Origin of the sequence: Acinetobacter sp. V104_13 (genome assembly GCF_031798995.1) — a bacterium.
Lineage (GTDB): Bacteria > Pseudomonadota > Gammaproteobacteria > Pseudomonadales > Moraxellaceae > Acinetobacter > Acinetobacter pittii.
This window is the reverse complement of the sequence record NZ_JAVQNP010000027.1, coordinates 894,227-914,544: the sequence shown is the minus strand read 5'-3', so window position 1 is coordinate 914,544 and position 20,318 is coordinate 894,227. Positions and strand designations below refer to the sequence as shown.

12 protein-coding genes are annotated in these 20,318 nt (G+C 38.1%); 7 read left to right on the top strand and 5 right to left on the bottom strand.

Going from position 1 to position 20,318, the window contains the following annotated elements:
• Positions 1–14: 14 nt before the first annotated feature.
• Entirely contained in the window at positions 15–437 is a 423-nt protein-coding gene (locus tag RMB06_RS17090) for an Lrp/AsnC family transcriptional regulator (RefSeq protein WP_002120489.1), read from the bottom strand.
• A gap of 136 nt (positions 438–573) precedes the next feature.
• Between RMB06_RS17090 and RMB06_RS17085 the strand changes: the two genes are divergently transcribed.
• The 6 genes from RMB06_RS17085 to RMB06_RS17060 all read left to right on the top strand — a co-directional run bounded on the left by RMB06_RS17085 (position 574) and on the right by RMB06_RS17060 (position 13,343).
• Positions 574–1,809 carry an aspartate aminotransferase family protein gene (locus tag RMB06_RS17085; protein ID WP_311080491.1) on the top strand — a complete coding sequence of 412 codons (1,236 nt, stop codon included), beginning with the start codon at positions 574–576 and terminating at the stop codon, positions 1,807–1,809.
• Positions 1,806–2,900, top strand: coding sequence for an arginine N-succinyltransferase (gene astA, locus RMB06_RS17080; RefSeq protein ID WP_002120521.1), 1,095 nt, complete (start codon positions 1,806–1,808; stop codon positions 2,898–2,900). Before RMB06_RS17085 ends, astA begins: the two co-directional genes overlap by 4 nt.
• A 399-nt stretch (positions 2,901–3,299) precedes the next feature.
• Entirely contained in the window at positions 3,300–4,763 is a 1,464-nt protein-coding gene (locus RMB06_RS17075; RefSeq protein WP_017481360.1) for an amino acid permease, read from the top strand.
• 123 nt (positions 4,764–4,886) lie between these two features.
• The gene (locus RMB06_RS17070) at positions 4,887–6,626 is read left to right on the top strand and encodes a ShlB/FhaC/HecB family hemolysin secretion/activation protein (protein ID WP_311080489.1); all 1,740 of its coding nucleotides are present in this window, start codon (positions 4,887–4,889) and stop codon (positions 6,624–6,626) included.
• Positions 6,627–6,650: 24 nt separating this feature from the next.
• Positions 6,651–12,749 carry a DUF637 domain-containing protein gene (locus RMB06_RS17065; RefSeq protein ID WP_311080488.1) on the top strand — a complete coding sequence of 2,033 codons (6,099 nt, stop codon included), beginning with the start codon at positions 6,651–6,653 and terminating at the stop codon, positions 12,747–12,749.
• 9 nt (positions 12,750–12,758) lie between these two features.
• Positions 12,759–13,343, top strand: a complete 585-nt coding sequence (locus RMB06_RS17060; protein WP_017386404.1) for an imm11 family protein — start codon at positions 12,759–12,761, stop codon at positions 13,341–13,343.
• A 154-nt stretch (positions 13,344–13,497) separates the two neighbouring features.
• Here the strand turns inward: RMB06_RS17060 and RMB06_RS17055 are convergent, their stop codons facing one another.
• On the bottom strand, positions 13,498–14,958 hold the full coding sequence (locus tag RMB06_RS17055; RefSeq protein WP_002120537.1) for a coniferyl aldehyde dehydrogenase: 1,461 nt from the start codon (positions 14,956–14,958) through the stop codon (positions 13,498–13,500).
• A 129-nt stretch (positions 14,959–15,087) separates the two neighbouring features.
• Between RMB06_RS17055 and RMB06_RS17050 the strand changes: the two genes are divergently transcribed.
• Positions 15,088–16,158, top strand: a complete 1,071-nt coding sequence (locus tag RMB06_RS17050; protein ID WP_002120545.1) for an AraC family transcriptional regulator — start codon at positions 15,088–15,090, stop codon at positions 16,156–16,158.
• A 15-nt stretch (positions 16,159–16,173) separates the two neighbouring features.
• Here RMB06_RS17050 and RMB06_RS17045 read toward each other — a convergent pair whose 3' ends face one another.
• From RMB06_RS17045 to RMB06_RS17035, 3 genes are all read right to left on the bottom strand, one after another.
• Positions 16,174–17,070, bottom strand: coding sequence for a DMT family transporter (locus RMB06_RS17045; RefSeq protein WP_001181015.1), 897 nt, complete (start codon positions 17,068–17,070; stop codon positions 16,174–16,176).
• A gap of 125 nt (positions 17,071–17,195) precedes the next feature.
• Positions 17,196–18,743, bottom strand: a complete 1,548-nt coding sequence (garD, locus tag RMB06_RS17040; protein WP_032042120.1) for a galactarate dehydratase — start codon at positions 18,741–18,743, stop codon at positions 17,196–17,198.
• Between the two features lie 70 nt (positions 18,744–18,813).
• Positions 18,814–20,172, bottom strand: coding sequence for an MFS transporter (locus tag RMB06_RS17035; RefSeq protein ID WP_002120540.1), 1,359 nt, complete (start codon positions 20,170–20,172; stop codon positions 18,814–18,816).
• Positions 20,173–20,318 lie beyond the last annotated feature (146 nt).

Sequence of the window (20,318 nt, the reverse complement as noted above, 5' to 3'; positions counted from 1 at the left end):
ATTAAAGTGAATGATTAGGTCTTATGACTCGCAAGAAGAATGCTGGTTTCACTGTTATAAATACCTGAAATGTTCCTGATTCTTTCTAAAACTTTATCGAAGTTTTCTAACGTGTCAGAACGTAGCTCGACCAAAATATCCCATTTGCCATTGGTTTTATGCAAACATTCCACGGCACTTTCTAGGCGTAATTCTTTAATCACGGATTGTGCTTTAGTGCCTTCAACCATAATGCTCATCCATGCACGGATGACGTTGCGTTCTGCATTGGGTTTAAACCGTACCGTATATCCGGTAATGATGCCCGAAGACTCTAAATATTCGATTCTCTTTTTGACCGTTGCCCGTGAAACGTGAACTTTTTCGGCTAACTCGGTAACAGACATCCGTGCGTTATCTTTAAGTAAACCTAAAATAATTTGATCAATGTTATCCATATTGTAATTGTCAATTATCAAATTGGTAAAAAATAATTCATTTTTTGCTGAATTACAAATTTTGTGAATCAATTTGATTTTGAATAATAGGGTCATCAGCTAACCCTCATAATTTTAATTTAATGGACTAGATAAAATGAATAATTTTGCAGTTTCACGTAGTGACTTTAACGAGTGGATGGTTCCAGTTTTTGCACCGGCAAATTTCATTCCGGTACGTGGTGAAGGTTCACGTATTTGGGATCAAGAAAATAAAGAATATATCGATTTTGCAGGCGGGATTGCAGTAAACGCATTAGGTCATACACATCCAGTGGCAGTGAATGCTTTAACAGAACAAGCAAAAAAACTTTGGCATGTAGGTAACGGTTATACAAATGAACCCGTTCTACGCCTTGCAAAACAACTCACCGATAATACATTTGCAGACAAGGTTTTCTTCTGCAACTCAGGTGCAGAAGCCAACGAAGCTGCTTTAAAACTGGCTCGTAAAGTTGGTTTAGATAGCGGCGTTGCTGGCAAAAGTGGCATTGTGGCATTTAATAATGCTTTCCATGGCCGTACCTTATTTACCGTTTCAGCGGGTGGTCAACCTAAATATTCACAAGACTTTGCACCACTTCCAAATGGTATTAACCACGTTGCCTTTAATGATTTAGAAGCTGCAAAAGCGGCCATTAATGAGCAAACTTGTGCAGTTATTGTTGAGCCGATCCAAGGTGAAGGCGGCGTTATTCCTGCTGACATCGAATTTTTAAAAGGCTTAAGAGCACTGTGTGATCAGTTCGGTGCCTTACTTATTTTTGATGAAGTGCAAACGGGTGTAGGCCGTACAGGTGCACTTTATGCCTATATGAACTCTGGTGTTATTCCAGATGTGTTAACGACTGCAAAAGCACTAGGTGGCGGTTTCCCAGTCGGTGCAATGTTAACAACCGATAAGTTTGCTCCGCATTTTTCTGTCGGTACACATGGTACGACTTATGGTGGTAACCCGCTAGCAAGTGCGGTTGCTGGTGCAGTATTTGAGTTTATTAATACACCTGAAGTTCTGAAAGGCATTAAAGAGCGTCATGATTATTATAAAAAAGCTTTAAATCAATTAAATGAAAAGTATGAAATCTTTGAGACGATTCGCGGTGAAGGTTTATTGATTGGTTGTGCTTTAAAAGACAAATTTGCTGGTAAAGCAAAAGATATTAATAACCTTGCGGGCGAAGAAGGTTTACTGAGTCTTATTGCTGGTCCAAATGTTGTACGTTTTACGCCATCTTTAATTATTCCATTTGCTGATATTGATGAAGGTCTAAAACGCTTTGAACGTGCGCTTGCTCGCTTTGTAGAAATTCAAAAGGATGAACAAGCAGCATGATGATTATCCGTTACATCGAACCTAAAGATGTTAATGACCTTTACCTGTTGGCTCAAAAAGCGGGTTTTGGTTTGACATCTTTGCAGCCAAATATGGAAAAACTTGCTGCTCGTATTGAACGGGCGTGTAAGACAGTCGCAGGCGAACTTCCAAAGGCAGATCAGGTTTACTTATTTGTTTTAGAAGATACTGAACTCAATAAAATTGTCGGTGTTTGCGGTATTGAAGTCGCACTTGGCTTAAAAGAGCCTTGGTATAACTTCCATGTAGGAACACAAGTTCATGCATCTGAACCCTTAAGTGTTTATAACGCTTTACCTACTTTATATTTGAGTAATGACCATACCAACTGTAGTGAGCTTTGTACTTTATTTTTAGACCCTGACTATCGCTTAAATAAAAATGGCAAATTTTTATCTAAAGTCCGTTTCTTATTTCTCTCAGCATTCCGTCAATATTTTGAAGAAACGATTGTTGCTGAAATGCGTGGATACTCTGATGCAAATGGACAGTCACCATTTTGGAATGCGGTAGGTCACAAGTTTTTTAATATCGAATTTACCAAGGCCGATTATTTAAGTGGTGTAGGGCAGAAGGCTTTTATTGCTGAGCTGATGCCAAGACATCCCCTCTATGTCGATATGTTACCTGACGATGCTAAAGCTGCGATTGGCATTGTGCACCCAAATACTCGACCAGCCTACAACCTCTTGCTTGAAGAGGGGCTACGCTATAAAGGCTATATCGATATTTTTGATGGTGGTGCAACGCTGCAAGCGGATATCGAAAATTTACGGGCGATTAAAGAAAGCCAGTCTGTAACGGTTCAAATCGAACAGCCTCAAAATATCGCTGTAGGGGATGAGTCTTACATTGTGGCCAATGATGATTATGAAAATTATCGCGCCATTCTTGTGTATAGCCAGCCTCATCAGAACATATTGCAGTTAACAAAAGAACAGGCAAAACAATTGAATGTCGAAAATGGCTCTTTAGTTCGCGTGCTAAGTGTTCATGTTAAACAAGTTTCGAGTCCAGAAGTGGTCAATAAACTCAAAGCCACTGAATATTTGCGAATGGCTGTTAATTAAGCGGAAATTACTATACATTTCACCAAATTTAAGAAGGAATAATATATTATCGCTAGCGCAAGATGGGTATATGGATAAATACAATCTTGCTCGCTGAGCTGGAATTAATTAGCCTGTTTTCCTATATAAAAGGTAAATCAATAAAATATTTAATTAGTTTATATATTTTAAAGGTTTATTGAAATTATATTTTGGAGAGCAGGTTAATATAATAATGAAGGAAAGGATTTATGATTAATTTTTATTGTTATAGGTGATAGCTTTTAAAAAGGAATTTATAAGGTCTTAAGTGATTTAATAATATTTTTAGAATGGTTTAATGGACTAAATTAATAATCATATAATTTGTTTATTATTAAAGCATTTACGACGGTTGCTATAAATTGGAGTAAATATTACATGAGTAAGAATAACGGAAAGCAGTTCCTGGAAGGAGATCTTCTTGGTAGTCAACATATGACTGAGCAAGAAGAAGAGAAATTGCAGCGCTCATTGACAAATCGTCATATTCAAATGATCGCAATTGGTGGTGCAATTGGTACTGGGTTATTTATGGGTTCCGGGAAAACATTAAGTGTTTCGGGTACTTCAATTGTTTTAACCTATTTAATTATTGGTTTCTTCTTTTTCTTCGTGATGCGGGCAATGGGTGAATTGTTGCTTGCGAACACTAATTTTAAAACGTTCGCCGATTTTGCAACGGCTTATCTTGGTCCGTGGGCGGGGTTTTTCCTTGGTTGGTCCTACTGGTGTAACTGGATTATTACTGCGATTGCAGATGTGATTGTAATCGGGGGGTACATGCAGTTTTGGTATCCTGATTTACCCGTTTGGATTCCTGCATTTACTTCATTGGCCGTCTTAACCATACTCAACTTTGTGGCCGTTCGATTGTTCGGTGAACTTGAGTTTTGGTTCTCACTCATCAAAATTACTGCAATTATTCTATTTATTCTGGCTGGTATTTATTTAATAGGTACTGGGTTCACTTCTCCAAATGGGGTTAAGGCCTCAATGAGCCATTTGTTTGAAACAGAGTCGATGTTTCCTTATGGCGTAACTGGTTTCTTGGCAGGTTTTCAAATTGCCATATTTGCGTTTGTGGGTATTGAGCTTGTCGGGACGACTGCTGCTGAAACTAAAGATCCGCATAAATCACTTCCGAAAGCAATTAATTCTATTCCTTTACGCATTTTATTATTCTACGTCGGCGCGTTGGTTTGTATTATTGCGGTCACATCTTGGGCAAAGGTTTCACCAGAAAAGAGCCCATTTGTAGAAATGTTTACTTTGGTTGGATTACCAATTGCGGCAGGTTTAATCAACTTTGTTGTTGCGACTTCAGCTTTATCTTCTGCAAATAGTGGGATCTTTGCGACTAGCCGTATGTTATACGGTTTAGCTTTAGACAACGACGCACCTAAAAGCTTTAGTAAACTCTCAAAAAGAAAAGTTCCAATTAGAGGACTCGTATTTTCAATGGCGTGTGTAACGGTTGGAACATCTATTTTATTTATTGTTCCAAATGTCATGACAGCATTTACGATTATCTCAGCGCTGACTTCAATTTTATGTATTTTTACGTTTATGTTGATTGTGCTTTCTTATATTTATTATCGTAAGAAAAGTCCTGAGCTACATATCCAGTCAAAATATAAAATGCCGGGTGGGTTATTTATGGCTTGGATGACCATGTTGTTTTTAGTGTTTACTATCGTAATTTTGGCTTTAGACCATGATACTTTAATTGCACTTGAGTGTTCACCAATCTGGTTTATTGGTTTATTTATTGCCTATAAATATAAAAAGAAAAAGATGTTGCAGCTTGATATCTTGAAAGCTCAAAAGGTTGATTATATTTAATCTAGAAGATGAAATGCTTTTAAAGCTAGGCGTGTGTCTAGCTTTTTTTATGCTCTTAAATATTGAGATATATATTGTGTTTATGTAAAATAATGTGATTATACGTACAATTCTGTATATGAGATGTTAACTAAGAACTTTATAACTTCTTCTATTATTCTTTTTGCGGGTTTCCACCAATATGTCTATGCCATCGAAGACGTTTCTTTGCCCAGTCAGGTGCTTCAAGATCAACGTTTAAAAGAGCTTAACCAGCAATTACAAGACCAAATTGCTCAGCAAACTCCTTACCAAAACACCAAGCCATTACAGGATTTTAAGCATTTAGTTGTTAAAGAAAGCCCATGCGTAGTGGTTAAAAAAATTAGTTTTATCCCTTTAAATGATCAGTCTGAGTCTGAACTACAGCAATTTAACTTTGTGGTTAAAGCTATAAAAAAACACCCACAGAATGTTTTGGGTAAATGTATTGGAACCCAAAGTTTACATAACATCGTGAACTATGCCCAAAATGAACTTTTAAAAAAGGGTTTTATTACCAGTCAAATTGTCGTGAGTCCGCAAGACTTAAATCAGGGGAATTTAAACCTGAGTGTGCAAATCGGACGCTTGAATAAGATTGTTATACAAGAAGGAAAAATTTCATCATTACAGCTTAAGACTGGGGTGCCATTTAAAACGGGCGATATTGTGAATCTAAAAAGGCTCGATCAGGGGCTGGAAAATCTAAAGCGTGTCTACGCAGTAGATATGCAAATTACTCCCGCAAGTGTTCAAGATAAAGAATTAACGGGCTATAGCGATTTAATACTCAAACTTCAACCCCTACAAAAAGTTAATTTCAATTTAAGTGTAGATGACTCGGGTAATCAGGACACTGGTACCTATATGGGGAATATTGGGCTAGGTATCAATAACCCGTTTCATTTAAATGATATTTTATCGTTAAACGTGAGTCACTCATTAGATGACTTTCATGAAGACTTAAACCGAAGTTATTTCATTAGTTATCAGTTGCCTGTTGGTTATTATGATTTAGGTCTTAGCTATAATGACTATCAATACAAGCAAACAGTCTTAGGGGGGAATGGTCCACTGCTTTACCATGGTAACAGCCAACAAACCAACCTGAATTTATCTCGTGTGATTAGCCGTAGCGGGCAGCATAAAACCAGCGTGTATGGAAAGCTTTATCATAAAGAAAGCCAAAGTTTTATTGACGATATTGAAATTAATGTTTTACACCGAAGAACCTCAGGCTGGAATTTAGGAGTTCAACACCGTCAATATTTAGGAAATGCGGTATTAGACGGCAGCATCGATTACCGTCGTGGGATGGGGGTAGGTGCCCGAACTGCACCAGAAGAAAATATTACCAATATTGAAGGAAAACATCTTCCTGTTGAAGGTTACTCCCGTGCTCCACTTTTAAGTGCTGATTTACGTTTTAACACACCATTCCTTTTGCTCGATAAACCTGCCCAGTACCGCCTTAACTGGCGTGGGCAATATGCACCTAAAATTTTAGTACCCAATGACCGCTTTTATATTGGTGGTCGCTATAGCGTGCGTGGCTTCGATGGTGAGCTCATGCTATCCGGAGATAACGGGCAGTATGTACAGCAAGAAATCAGCTTGAATGCACCAATTCCGAATACCCAGTTTTACATGGCGGTCGATCAGGGCTGGGTAAATGGCCGTAATAGCATACCGGGTCAGCGTTATTTACTCGGAAGTGTTTTAGGGTTACGCACCTATCAAAATAGTTTTTATCTGGATGCCTTTACAGGTCGGGGGCTGATTGCACCTGACAGCATAAAAAAAGACTGGGTTACCGGTTTTAGTATCAACCTTTCTTATTAATTTACTTTAGAAAAGACTTCATTCATGAACAAGAATAGTTATCGCATTATTTATAGCAAAGCACGTCAAATGTTTGTGGCGGTGGCCGAAAATGTACGAAGCCAAACCAAGGCATCAGGCCAAAGTGAAGCAAGTAGCCAGAGCAATATTGATAACACTGAATCTCAGGCATTTCATGAACTCTGGCAAGTGAAAGCATTGGTTGCCAGTATAAGTTTGTGGATGCCTTTAGCACCTGTCTATGCGGGTATTGTGGCGGATAGTGCCGCAAATGCTGCGAATAGAGCAGTGATTGGTGCTGGTAAGAACTCGGCTGGTACAGTTGTTCCTGTCGTTAATATTCAAACTCCCAAAAATGGGATATCCCATAATATTTATAAACAGTTTGATGTACTGGCTGAAGGTGCCGTCCTGAATAACAGCCGCCAAGGGGCTACGACACAAACAGTAGGAAACGTTGCAGCCAACCCGTTTTTAGCCACAGGTGAAGCGCGAGTTATTTTAAATGAAGTAAATTCATCAGCCGCTTCACGCTTTGAAGGGAACTTGGAAGTTGCAGGGCAAATGGCAGATGTGATTATTGCCAACCCGTCTGGTATTAATATTAAAGGTGGTGGCTTTATTAATGCCAATAAGGCAATTTTTACCACAGGTAAACCTCAGCTAAATGCTGATGGCAGTATCAAGCAATTTACGGTTGACCAGGGAAAAATTACGGTTTCAGCAAACCCTAATTCTAAATTTGGACTAGGCGGAAATAATAACGATGCAAATTATGTAGATCTCTATGCCCGTGCATTAGAGCTTAGTGCTGAACTACGTGCCAAAAATGATATTCAGGTCATTGCCGGGGCGAATAATGTCAGTGCAGATTTACAGGATGTTACTGCTAAAACTGGTACTGGAACCGCACCGACATTGGCGGTAGATGTTAAAGCACTGGGTGGAATGTATGCCAATAATATTTACTTGATGGGAACTGAAAAAGGTTTGGGCGTGACGAACGCAGGTACTATTCAGGCAGTTAACAATCTGGTGATTACCAGTGCCGGAAAAATTGAGCACAGCGGCACAATCAGTTCGACCAGTAAAACCCAAGGTTTAGTGAATATACAAACAACGGGTACTGGTGCAGCTGCCGACATCAACTCATCAGGCAGTATTAATAGTAATAGCATGTTAAATATCGATTCGGGTAATAACCTGAATGTAAATGCTAAAGAAATTATTATTAATAACGGCAGCCTAGCATCTTCACCTTTAATCGTTAATGCCAAAGGTAATATCAATCTGGCTGCTGATACCCGCATTATGGATGACTCACAAGGTGGAGATGTCTATATTGATGCAGCGAATATCAATCTTGCCGCTGGGTCAGAACTCAAAAGTAACCGTGGTACAGCAACCATACAAGTACAAAAAGACTTGGTTGCAGCCAAAGGCGCAAAACTGATTGCTGCCAAAGATTTAAATGTTTTAAGTAATGGTAAGTTATCACTTACTGAGAACCATATACAGGCATCATTAGGTTCAATCAACCTACAAGCCAATTCGGCTAATACCCAAAACCTGATTGATCTCCAAGGTGGGACGATTTATGCAGGTAAAGATCTCAACCTGTATAGTTCCGGAGATTTAAATCTAAAGAATCTTGGATTTTCACTTGAAAATGCTGCAACACGTGTTAAAAACATTAAAGCCTACAGTGGACGTGATCTGGTCTGGAACAATGCTGACAAGGCACTTCCGCTGATTACAGGCATGGTTCAGCTGGATGCAGCCAATAATTTAACCGTTACAGCAAAAGAAATCTCGAATAAAGACAGCATTCAACTCCATGCCAATCAAATAACACTCAATAGTGCACTGACTTCACAAAAGAATATTGATGTCAGTTCTGAAATTGCTGATCTTGTTTTAAGTCAGGCACTCAAGGCTCAAGGTGATATTAATCTAACCGCACTTGCTGGTGGAGTTACTGCAAATAGCTTAAAGGCCACATCTTCGGCTGGAAAGATTTCTATACTCGCGAATAAAAATCTGAATTTAAACTCGACCCAAACAACCAAGGCGATGCCTTCGGCTGATAAAGATGAATTAACAACTGATCAATCCGTTATTAGTGGTTTAAAAGGTGTAACACTTGGCTCGATTGGTGATGGCACCGTTAACTTACAGTCAGTACAAGTTAATGCGAATCAGGGCGATATATTAGTTTCGAGTAATAATGGAATCAATCTAAAGGCTAATACCGATGTAGTTGTTACTGGGGATACGGGCCGATTTAAAACGGTAAATAATGTTCTAAAGGGACAAACAGTTTCGATAGAAAATAGCAAATCTGATATTAAAATCCAAAATACAGACCTCAGCTCAACGGTTGGTAAACTTGCGATCAATAGTAGAGCAGGCATGAGTACAATTATCGATAGCGTATTAACGTCAAAAGGTAATACTGAACTCTATGCAAAAGATTTACTGACTTTACAGGGTGTAAATGCTACATCAGACCAGCATCTGGCGGTAAGCTCTGGCCGTACGGTTTATAGCAATGCTGAGTATACGCCAGCGACCAAATGGATTGCGGATAAAGTAACAAACTTAACGTCTAAAGGGGTAACCTCTGTAACGGCTACAGGAAACCAAGTATTACAAAATACAAATTTAACAGGTGGAGCTGTTTTATTAGAAGCGGGCGGATTTATTTTAGGCCAAACTGGATTGAACTTAAATGCAGTCGGAAGTGATTTACTCAAGAATGATACAAAGTTAAACAGCCTGAATGGTGACCTAACTATCCAGACCAATTCTAATTTAACGATTGATCCTAAAGTTTATAGTTTAAAAGCAGTGGGTGATATTGAACTTGTTTCTAAAACTGGCACTTTAACTTTAAAAGGCTATGGAGGAACAACTGGTAATGGATCGGAACAATTTGTTAAGTTGGATACAGCAAATGGCGGTATCAATTTAGAAGGTGCTAAAGTTGATATTCAAGGTTCACAGTTAACTGCACAAAAAGATATTAAGATCGTTTCTAGTAAAGATGATGTACTAATTGATGGATTGAAAAATAATATTACAAATAAAATAAGTATTAGTAAGTTAGAGTATTCAAAGAAGGAATTGGAGAATATTAATAATATAATACAAAAATTTAAAGATACTGAAAACTTTAAGTTGTATAAAAATAGTATTGATAATATTAATAATTCAATTAATAGTAAAAGAAAAGAATGGGAAAGAGCCGTAAGTGACGATCTTCATTCAAAAAAAAGGGCGCTTTCTGATCAACTAAAAAAATTGGAAGAAGAAAGAGAAGATATAAGAAATAAATTTAAAGATATTATTGATCAAGAAAATAAGTTAAATAATTTATTGGATGAGAGGAATAATTATTTTATTTATTTTGATTCTAATGTTAGTGGTTCTGAGCACTCTGAAACTAAATTAAATTCAAAATCAGGAAATATAAATGTTACTTCTGCTAAAGGCTTATCTATTAGTGGAGGAAATATTTCGGCTCAATCGGGACAAGTTAATTTAGAAGCAAATGGTGTTTTAGCCGAACAGTATAAATCTTCAATTAATAGTGGGGCTAATCAGCCACCAAAATCATTAAATGCAAGTATCATTATTGATGGTCATACAGATTTTTATGAGAAAGGTACTGAAAGTGAAGGGAATTATAGCTTTAGAACATTAGTTAGCCCTACCATTATTAATGGTGATAAAGGGGTTAACATAAGAACAGTAGGTAAAACTAAAGATGATAATTTAGTTTTACAAGCTACCGGTATTACTTCAAAAAATGGTGACGTGAAAATAGAATCAAATAAAAGTATTTTATTTGATGCAGCTATTGAGCAAAGCTATGATCTGACCACTACGACTGAAAAGAAAAAATCATGGGGTGGTTTAAAGAAAAAGTATATTACGACTGTTTCTGAAAATAATGACACAAATGCAGCTTCAGTTGATATTTCTGCAAAGAATATTTCTATTGAAACGAAAAAACTAGATCCATCAGTAGCTGCTCAAACTCCAGATAATAATATTGATATTTATTCTGGGCGCTTTACTGCTGATGGTGGAACAATTTCGATTAAATCTGGGGGAAATCTTAACTTTTACACTGTGGAAGAATCTTCTAGCAGTACAGTGGATGTTACAAAGAAAACCTCATATTCTAAACTTATCTCACTTTTGGGCTCATCAAAAACTACTACTAATACAACAAGAACTCAAATTAGTGAATTACCTGCAACTTTAAAAGCAGATTATATTAATACGCAAGCGGTTGATAAGACGAAGCTTGTTGGAACAGAGTTTGATTATTTAAAAGGTGCAACGATTGAAACTGGAGGAACACTTGAGTTAATAGCCGCTAAGACATCTATTACAGATCTTGTAAAAAAAGAAAAAAGCTCATTAGCTTGGCAGGCTATGCAGGATAAAGGCTCAATTACTGAAACTGCTCAGTTACCAAGTTTTAACGGTCCAGTTTTACCTACTTTTAAAGCTGCAGGTGGTTTAAGTGTACAAGTTCCAATTAGTGAAAAAGATACTAATAAGGTAGAGCTACGTGATGCGATTCTTAATTTAGCTAAGCAACCAGGAAATGAATATTTAAAAGAGTTTGTTAATCGAAAAGATGTAGATTGGCAAATAGTATTATTAACACAAAAAGATTGGGACTATAAATCACAAGGTTTAACAGGTGCAGGGGCTGCAATTATTGCAATTGTAGTAACAATGGTTACTGCAGGAGCTGGAGCGGCAGTAGTAGGTGCTTTAGGTGGATCTGCGGCTACTTTAGGTGGATCTGCTATTGCTATGACACAAGCGGCATTAACATCTTTAGCTACTCAAGCAAGTGTGAGTTTAATCAATAATGGTGGTAATATAGGAAAAACACTTAAAGAGTTAGGAAGTAAAGACTCAGTTAAGAATTTGGCGGCTTCAGTTGTGACCGCTGGTTTATTAAGTCAAGTTAGTACAGCTCTAAATTTAAAGCCAGATAGTACTGTTTTATCAGATAGATTAATAAATAATTTTACAACCTCAGTAGGATCAACTCTTGTACAAACAGCTATTAAAGGAGGTGATTTAGAAGAAAATCTTAAAGTTGCTTTACTTGCAGGACTTGCGGGAGCTTTACAAGGTGAGTTAGCAAGTCAAATTGGAGATAGTTTATATAAGGCGGATCCAACAGTATTACAATATACAATTCATAAGATTGCTCATGCAGCCGCTGGATGTGCTGTAGCTGCAGCAACTAAACAAAGCTGTGAAGCTGGCGCAATTGGAGCAGGTGTAGGTGAAATTATCGCTGAACTTATGATCCCCTATGGGAAAACTGCATTAGATTTAGATGATAATGAAATTAATAGAATAAAAGGAGTAAGTAAGATAGTTGCTGGTTCGATATCTGCTTATGCTGGTTATGATGTTAATACAGCTGCAAATAGTGCAGATACTGCTATTTCCAATAACTCATTACCTAAATTAGCAACTTCTGGTGCTAAGATTGCTAAAAAAGTATTAGATCAAATAAAAAAATGGCCTAGCAATAAGCCTTTAGAGCCAAATGATGTTACAAAAATGTTTAAAGATGCTGGCGTGCAGGAAATAGTAGATGTTGCTAATAATATAAAAACTTTGGTTAGTCCGACTTCCACATGGTTTGAGAAAATATCTGCTGCTGTAGATTTGGCTGTAGGTATTGATATTAAAGCTGGTAAAGATGTTGCTTTAGCAATGAAAGATAAGCACATAATCCAACTTAAAGATCCTGGCCCTATACATCATATTTGTACGAACAAAAATTGTTTGAGTACAGCGAGAGGGGGACCTTGGACACCACAATTTCAAAAATATTTCGACGGTGCTAGCTTGGATATTAATAAATCTGTTGAAAATTTAGTGGCATTAGCTGACCATAAAGGTCCTCATCCGAAAGAATATCATGCTTATGTTGAGAAAGAATTAAGATTAGCTGTAAGTGGAAAACAAGCTAATACAGCAGAATACCGAAATGCAGTGATAGCAACATTATCCAGAATAAAATCAGAAGCTTTAGTATCTGGATCACAAGTTAATAAATGGCTAACTAAAAAATAGGATGATGTAATGACTTACTATGAAATGAAAGCTGATTTCTATGAGTTTCCTCATCAATATTTTATTACTGAGATTGTAGGATTCGATAATCCTAGAGCTCAGATAGATTGGGATGAGTTTTTGTTAGAAAATAGTGTCAATAAGGGAAAGAAATATATTGCTATTATTGATAGTGGAAACCAAGAGGTCGATTTTACTACAACCTTTTATGGTTTTTGTGTCATTAGCCATAGATTCAAGCTTTTATTAGAGGAATATAGGCTTACTGATTGTATGGTTGTTCCATTAGAGTTTAATAAGCAATTATCTCAGCAGTTTTATCTCTTAATAGATCCCTTGCGATATGATTGTGTAGATGAAACTAATTCTGATTTCCAAAAGTTTATTGAAAACGATCCTGTAAGGCCCGATCTTGCGGGGCACTATAGGGCATTCTTTAAGTTAATTATTGATGCCGAAAAAACTGAGAATGCTGATTTTTTTCGAATTGATAAAGAAAATGCTACTATCATTGTAAGTCAGAATATAAAGGATATTTATGAGACAAATCATCTTACAGGGGCATGTTTTACTAAGGTGACTGTAGGCCAGTAATTTTAGATAGTAAATTTTTATTATTTTTTAGAATAAATTAGTTCAATATATGAATGACTTGATATATAAATAGTGTGATAAATATTTATATTAATTGTTGATCAATGAAAATCTACTAAAAAAAGCCTCATTACGAGGCTTTCTTTTATATTCTTTATTTAATACTTGGATCGCCTTTTTTCAAGAAAAAGCGAATCGCTAATTTTTGAAGGAATGTTCCATAAGGAGGGTGGAAAAGCTGAGTCGGGAAAAACCGATGACGAATAAAAACTGTTTTAGCATGTGAAAGTTCGCGGAAACCTTCCTCACCATGATATGACCCCATGCCTGAGTTGCCGATACCACCGAAAGGAGCATCATGGTTAACTACATGCCAACCCCAATCATTGATGGTCACACCACCCGAATGAGTCTCACGCAAAATACGATCACGTTCTATTGAACTATGCGTAAAGCAATAAAGGGCTAAAGGCCGTTCGTCCGATTTCACATAGGTAATCGCATCATCTAAAGAATCATAAGCCACCACAGGTAAAATAGGGCCAAAGAGTTCTTCTTTCATAATTCGCATGTCTGGCGTGCAATTCAGCACAATGTGCACAGGCATCCTGCGACCTTGTTGGTCAAAGCTATAAGTATCGCAAGGAATAATAAGGGCACCTTTTTCTTGCGCATCGGTCAAAATATCTTGAATACGTTTTAAATGGCGGCCGTTCACAATGGATGTGTAATTCTCATTATTTTCAATGTTTTGACCAAACATTTTTATAAAGCTTGATTTCGCAGCTTCAACAAATTCATCAATACTTTCTTTGGGAACCAACGCGTAGTCAGGCGCTACACAGATTTGACCACTATTAGTTGCTTTGCCATGGGTAATACGTTTTGCCGCATCGGCAAGTGGGTAATTACGGCTCACAATGGCCGGTGATTTGCCACCTAACTCAAGTGTAACAGGTGTTAGATTTTCAGCAGCAGCTCGCATGACGACTTTGCCAATGGCAGGAGAACCTGTAAATACAATATGGTTAAATGGCAAAGAGGTAAATCTTGCTGGGTCTGTAATTTCTTCACCAAACACGGCTACTTCATCTTCGTTAAAGACTTCGGCAAGCATGCGTCTTAGCATGGCATTGGTATTTGGTGTAATTTCAGGGAGTTTAATCATGACTCGGTTGCCTGCAGCTAATGCGGCAATGAGTGGGCCAAGTGCTAAATAAACTGGGAAATTCCAAGGTACAATCACACCAACCACACCTTTAGGTTGGTATTGCACACTTAAACGGTTTGATAAAAATAAAAGCTCGGTACGGCGTTTACTTGGACGCATCCAGCGGCGTAAATGATGAATCGCATGATCAGCCTCTAACACAGAACCAAGCAAATCTAGTAGTTTAGATTCATCTACCGATCTAGAACTAAAATCGGAATTAATCGCAGCAGCTAAAGCATCTTGATAACGGATAATTTGTTTTTTAAGTTGATGCAGTTTTGTGCGGCGTGCTTCAAGACTTGGATAGGGGTCTGCCTCAAAATTGGCATGTTGTTTGGAAAAAATAAGTTCCATATGTTCAGTGGCAGAGCCGCTATATTCTTTTAAAGTGGAGCTTTCCATTATTGTTCCTTCCATACTTTTGCTTATCATACTTTATGCTTGAAGTGTCGTATGGTCGATGTTAAATTGAGACAACAAGAGGTAGTTTAGTGCCATTATGCACGTCACTCTAGGGATGGTGTGATTTAAATGCCTAAAAATCTTTATAAAAATGCGAATAGTGTTATCGAAGGAAATTATGATAATACACTCTTAGGTGCCAATACATATTTGCTGGGTTTAACCAGTTTATTTGATGAAGTGGGGTCGCAAGGCCATTCAATATCCGATGTTTTATCTGGCACAAATATTTCGCCAGATGCTATGAATCAATCCTCTTTATATATTTCCCAAGTCCAAAAAATTCAGCTATTTCAAAATATTCAAAAACTATCTCACGATCCTTTAATTGGACTACGCGCAGGACAAAAGCAGCGGTTGTCAGATTTTGGGGTGTATGGCTACGCACTATATTCTTCGCGTAATTTTAGACAAGCGGTAGAGCTTGGTATTCGACACATTAAGCTTGCAGGGCCTATTTTAAAGAAGTCATTTTATATTCGAGATGATGTTGCCGTTTTTGAAGGGCAGGACATTATTGCACTTGGTAAGCTTTTACCTTTAGTGTGCGAGTTTTGGTTTAGCTCTATGCAAACTTTAATTGAACGAGTGCTTGAAGGACCATTTCAAGCGAAGAAGCTTTTATTACCATACCCAGCGCCTGACTATGCAGAAGAATATGAAAAAGTTTTTCATTGTCCCGTTCAGTTTAATGCTGGGGTGATGCAATGGCACTTTGATTTAAAGTGGCTCGATGTACCTTGCCCAAATGCCAACCCGATTACCGCTGATATGTGTAAATCGTTTTGTGAGCGGATGCTAGGTGCTGCTGAACTTGAGGAGCCTGAGTTGGTGAAAACAATCCGTCTAATATTATTGGATGGAACAGGGCTTTTTCCATCGGCTCAAGAAATGGCCGAACGCTTACATATGTCAAAGAGGACCTTACATCGACGCTTGGCAGGGTTTAATTTGACTTACCAAGAGTTGTTAGATGAGACTCGGCGCCGTCTTGCGGATGAATATTTGCGAGAAACAACTTTAACCGTAGATGAAATTGCCGAAAGAATTGGCTTTTCAGATACTTCTAATTTTAGAAAAGCCTATCGCCATTGGACAGGCATTTCACCAAATGAGTATCGAATACAGTACCTAAATTAGGTTAAAGTTTGTCTGTTATTTAAATCGAGAAAGTAGCTTTTTCTGCAAAAATGGATTACAGAGCAAAATCGCAAATAAAATAATAAATATGCCGATAATACTGAATAGATCCGGTAATTCATGCCAAAAAACAAATCCCCAAATTCCTGCAAAAATAATAGCAATGTAATTCATTGGGCCAATTTGTCCTGCCGGCGCTAAGCTGTAGGCATAAGACATAAACAGTTGACTAATATTAGCTAAAAGTCCTGCGGCAATGAGTAATGCTAATTCATGCCAAGTGAAAATACGCCAATGCCAAAACATCGGAATAGAGGAAATTAAACTACCAAAAACACAGAAGTAAAAAACGATACGTTCAGGTGGCTCTGTACTGGTTAAAGCTCTTACGGTGACAAAGGCCATTGCTGATAAAAAGCATGCACCCAAGCCAATAAAAGATAATGCGTTAAATAGACCTTGATCGGGTTTAGCGACAAATAAAACTCCAATGAGCCCAATCACAGCGGCAAAAATCATAGACTTGGTAATTTTTTCTTTTAAGAAAAGCCATGCAATCAGTGGAATAAAGATAGGAGATGAATAACTAAAAACCATGGCGTTCGATAGTTTTAAGTTCGCAATGGCATAGAAAAAACCATACATAGCGGCTAGCCCGACAATGCTTCGCCAAGTATGCATCCAGAGTTTATCGGTTTTAATAAAATCTAGCCCCTGTTTAAAGAGCATCGGAATAAAAATAAATAAACCTACTGCATTTCTAAAAAACACGACGGTCGCATTGTCCACCGTTTGTGAAGCAAAACGAATGCACACTCCCATAATGGAAAACAATAATGCCGACGTCATAAGACAAAGCAGTGCTTTTCCAAGTTGTGTAGAGGGGAGGTTTGAAGCAGTTTGATTTTGCATAGAGAAATACAGTTCTTAATTTTCGATGTTATTTTAGCAGCGCTGTTAAGTTTTAGTGAAATGTGTCGTAATTAATAGGGGAAATAAGAAAGATGAGGTGATATAACCTCATCTTCTAAACCTTATTAGGTCACTGGTGCAGGGTTAAATACAGCGAGTGAGTTATGAATACCCCAACGGTCCGACCACGTTTGCTGCTCACCACTAGCCACGCGTAAAATCATTTCAAAAAGTTCCCAGCCCACTCCTTCAATAGTTTTCTTCCCAATCGCAATATCGCCAGCACTGATATCAATTAGGTCATACCAACGGTTTGCAATATTGTTTCGGCTTGCCATTTTAATGACAGGTACGGCTGCCAACCCATAGGGTGTACCGCGGCCTGTGGTAAATACTTGAACGGTAATACCCGATGCCATTTGCTGCGTACCACAGATAAAGTCACTTGATGGCGTTGCCGCAAAAATTAATCCTTTTTTAGTTGGTCTTTGACCCGGTGCGAGAACTTCTACAATAGGTGAGCGGCCCGATTTGGCGATCGATCCCATCGCTTTTTCTACAATGTTATTCAGTCCACCTTTTTTATTGCCGGGTGTGGTATTGGCACTTCGGTCCACTTGGCCTGCTGCTAAGTAGTCATCGTACCATTTCATTTCTCGAATTAAATCTTTGGCAACTTGTTCATTTGCTGCACGTGGAGTAAGTAGGTGAATGCCATCGCGGACTTCTGTAACTTCCGAAAACATGACTGTACCGCCACATTGCACAATCAGGTCAGCTGCGAAACCAACGGCAGGGTTAGAGGTAACTCCCGAAAATGCATCACTCCCACCACATTGCATGCCTACAACTAAATGAGAAGCTGGGACTTCTTCTCGAGTACGTTGATTAAGCTTTTCAAGGTGTTGTTCCGCCACGGATAAAATATGGTTGACCATACTTTCAAAACCGTTGTGGCGTTCATCTTGCAATTGAATAATATCTTCGTTTGCTAGGGGAATATATTTGTTTTCTTTAGGAATGTTTAGAAGACGTTCGGGTTGCATTTTTTCACAGCCCAGACTCACAACCATAATTTCTCCACCAAAATTAGGGTTGAGTGCAAGATTATGAATTGTACGAATAGGAACAATTGCAGCGGGTGCATCGATTGCCACGCCACAACCATATAAATGATTTAATCCGACTACACCATCTACATTTGAATATTTAGGAAGTAAATCACGTTCAATAATTTTAACGACATAATCGACAATACCTTCAACACAGTTAACACTGGTTGTAATACCTAAAATATTCTTTGTGCCGACACTGCCATCTTTATTTTTATAACCTTTAAATGTATATCCGCTCAAGGTTGGAAGCTTTGGATCAGGACGAGTTGCTAACTCAAGATCATCTAGCTCAGGTGCCTTAGGCATTTGGGTAACGGCTTCATTTACCCATGAACCTGCGGATAAATCTTTATTTGCATAACCAATAATTTCCCCATAACGAACAATTGCTTCACCTTGCTTTAATGACTTTAATAAAACTTTATGTCCCTGCGGCACATGATCAACCAAGGTGAGTTGGTATTCTTCAATATGTGTAGAAGGTGGTAAACCGCCGTCATTCACTACAATGGCTACATTATCAAGAGGACTAATTCTTATGAGGAGAGGCTTCAGCATGATCATTCCTTGTATACATTTGAAGAGAGGTCATAACGCTTAAGTTAGTTAAGCGTTATGACTTAAAGTTTTAAGAGGTAGGTTTTAACTCGAAGCGCTGGATTTTGCCGACAATAGCGGTATAGCAAATCACTGCTGCAATCGCATGCACACCGACATAAGTCAATGCAAGGTTGAAAGAACCAGTACTTGCTAAGATATAGCCGATCACAATTGGGGTCACGATTCCTGCCGTATTACCAAACGCATTCATCATTCCTCCTGATAAGCCCACCATTTCTTTTGGTGCAACATCAGACATGACTGCCCAACCTAAAGAGCCGATGCCTTTCCCAAAGAAAGATAAGGACATAAAGAATACAATTGCTGCTTGAGAGTCGACGTAATTACACATAATGATTGAGGTTGAAACCAAGAATCCGACTACGATAGGTAGCTTTCTTGAAAAGCTTAAGCTGTAATTCATTCGAATTAACTTATCTGAAATCAAGCCACCTAAAATTCCACCTACAAAGCCGCAGAGTGCAGGTGCAACTGCTGCAAAACCAGCCTCTAAAATGCTGAGATGTCTTTCTTTGACAAGGTAAACAGGGAACCAAGTCAAGAAAAAATAGGTCAGTGTATTTACACAATATTGCCCAATAAAAATACCGAGCATCATACGTGAAGCAAGCAATTGTTTAACTTTACTCCAAGTAATTTTCTCTTTTTTACTATTTTGGCTATTTTCACCCATGTCGAGTAAAGCACCTTCTGAAGCAATATATTTTACTTCTTCGGGATTTACTGTTGGATGATTGGTTGGGCTATAAATGACCTTAAGCCAGATAAAGGAAAGAATGATTCCAAGACCACCCATGACCCAGAAAATAGACTGCCAGTGGACGGTTGCAACAAGCCAACCCATTAGGGGAGCAAAAAGTACGGTTGAGAAATAAGAGGATGAGTTAAAAATGGCAGCGGCAGTTCCACGTTCTTTGGTTGGAAACCATGCGGCAGCAATTTTACTGTTACCCGGAAAAGCAGGCGACTCAGACAAACCAACTAAAAATCTGAGTACAAAGAGTGAAGTAATGATGGTCGCAGTATCACCTAAAATGTCGGTAAAACCGATTAAAACCGTGAATAAAGACCATAAAAACAGACTCCAGAAATATACACGGCGAGCACCAAACTTATCGAGTAGCCAACCACCTGGAATTTGACCAATTACATAGGCCCATGCAAAGGCCGAGAAAATATAACCCATGGTGACTGAGTCGATTCCCAGCTCATGAGACATTGGCGTTGCAGCCATTGAAAGGGTTGCACGATCACCGTAATTAAAAGCCGTGACCAAAAAAATCATCGCAAGAATGTAGTAGCGAGTTTTTGTATGTTTGGCTCTTTGCTGAGTCACTACAGCAATATTTGTTTGCAGATTATCCATATACAAACTCTTTTTAATAATCGACCTATTTGCATATCCGTGAAATAGGTGACGTCATGTCAAATTCATCGATAGAATAGATGAGAAAACGGAATTTTGTATCTACTCTATAGTCCTAGTTCTAAAACCGCGTCTTTAGATGTATG

Coding starts and splice junctions, on each gene's coding strand:
- astA (WP_002120521.1), top strand. CDS start 1,806: ATGATGATTATCCGTTACATCGAACCTAAAGATGTTAATGACCTTTAC.
- RMB06_RS17055 (WP_002120537.1), bottom strand. CDS start 14,958: ATGGAAAGCTCCACTTTAAAAGAATATAGCGGCTCTGCCACTGAACAT.
- garD (WP_032042120.1), bottom strand. CDS start 18,743: ATGCTGAAGCCTCTCCTCATAAGAATTAGTCCTCTTGATAATGTAGCC.
- RMB06_RS17085 (WP_311080491.1), top strand. CDS start 574: ATGAATAATTTTGCAGTTTCACGTAGTGACTTTAACGAGTGGATGGTT.
- RMB06_RS17090 (WP_002120489.1), bottom strand. CDS start 437: ATGGATAACATTGATCAAATTATTTTAGGTTTACTTAAAGATAACGCA.
- RMB06_RS17075 (WP_017481360.1), top strand. CDS start 3,300: ATGAGTAAGAATAACGGAAAGCAGTTCCTGGAAGGAGATCTTCTTGGT.
- RMB06_RS17045 (WP_001181015.1), bottom strand. CDS start 17,070: ATGCAAAATCAAACTGCTTCAAACCTCCCCTCTACACAACTTGGAAAA.
- RMB06_RS17065 (WP_311080488.1), top strand. CDS start 6,651: ATGAACAAGAATAGTTATCGCATTATTTATAGCAAAGCACGTCAAATG.
- RMB06_RS17050 (WP_002120545.1), top strand. CDS start 15,088: ATGCCTAAAAATCTTTATAAAAATGCGAATAGTGTTATCGAAGGAAAT.
- RMB06_RS17070 (WP_311080489.1), top strand. CDS start 4,887: ATGTTAACTAAGAACTTTATAACTTCTTCTATTATTCTTTTTGCGGGT.
- RMB06_RS17060 (WP_017386404.1), top strand. CDS start 12,759: ATGACTTACTATGAAATGAAAGCTGATTTCTATGAGTTTCCTCATCAA.
- RMB06_RS17035 (WP_002120540.1), bottom strand. CDS start 20,172: ATGGATAATCTGCAAACAAATATTGCTGTAGTGACTCAGCAAAGAGCC.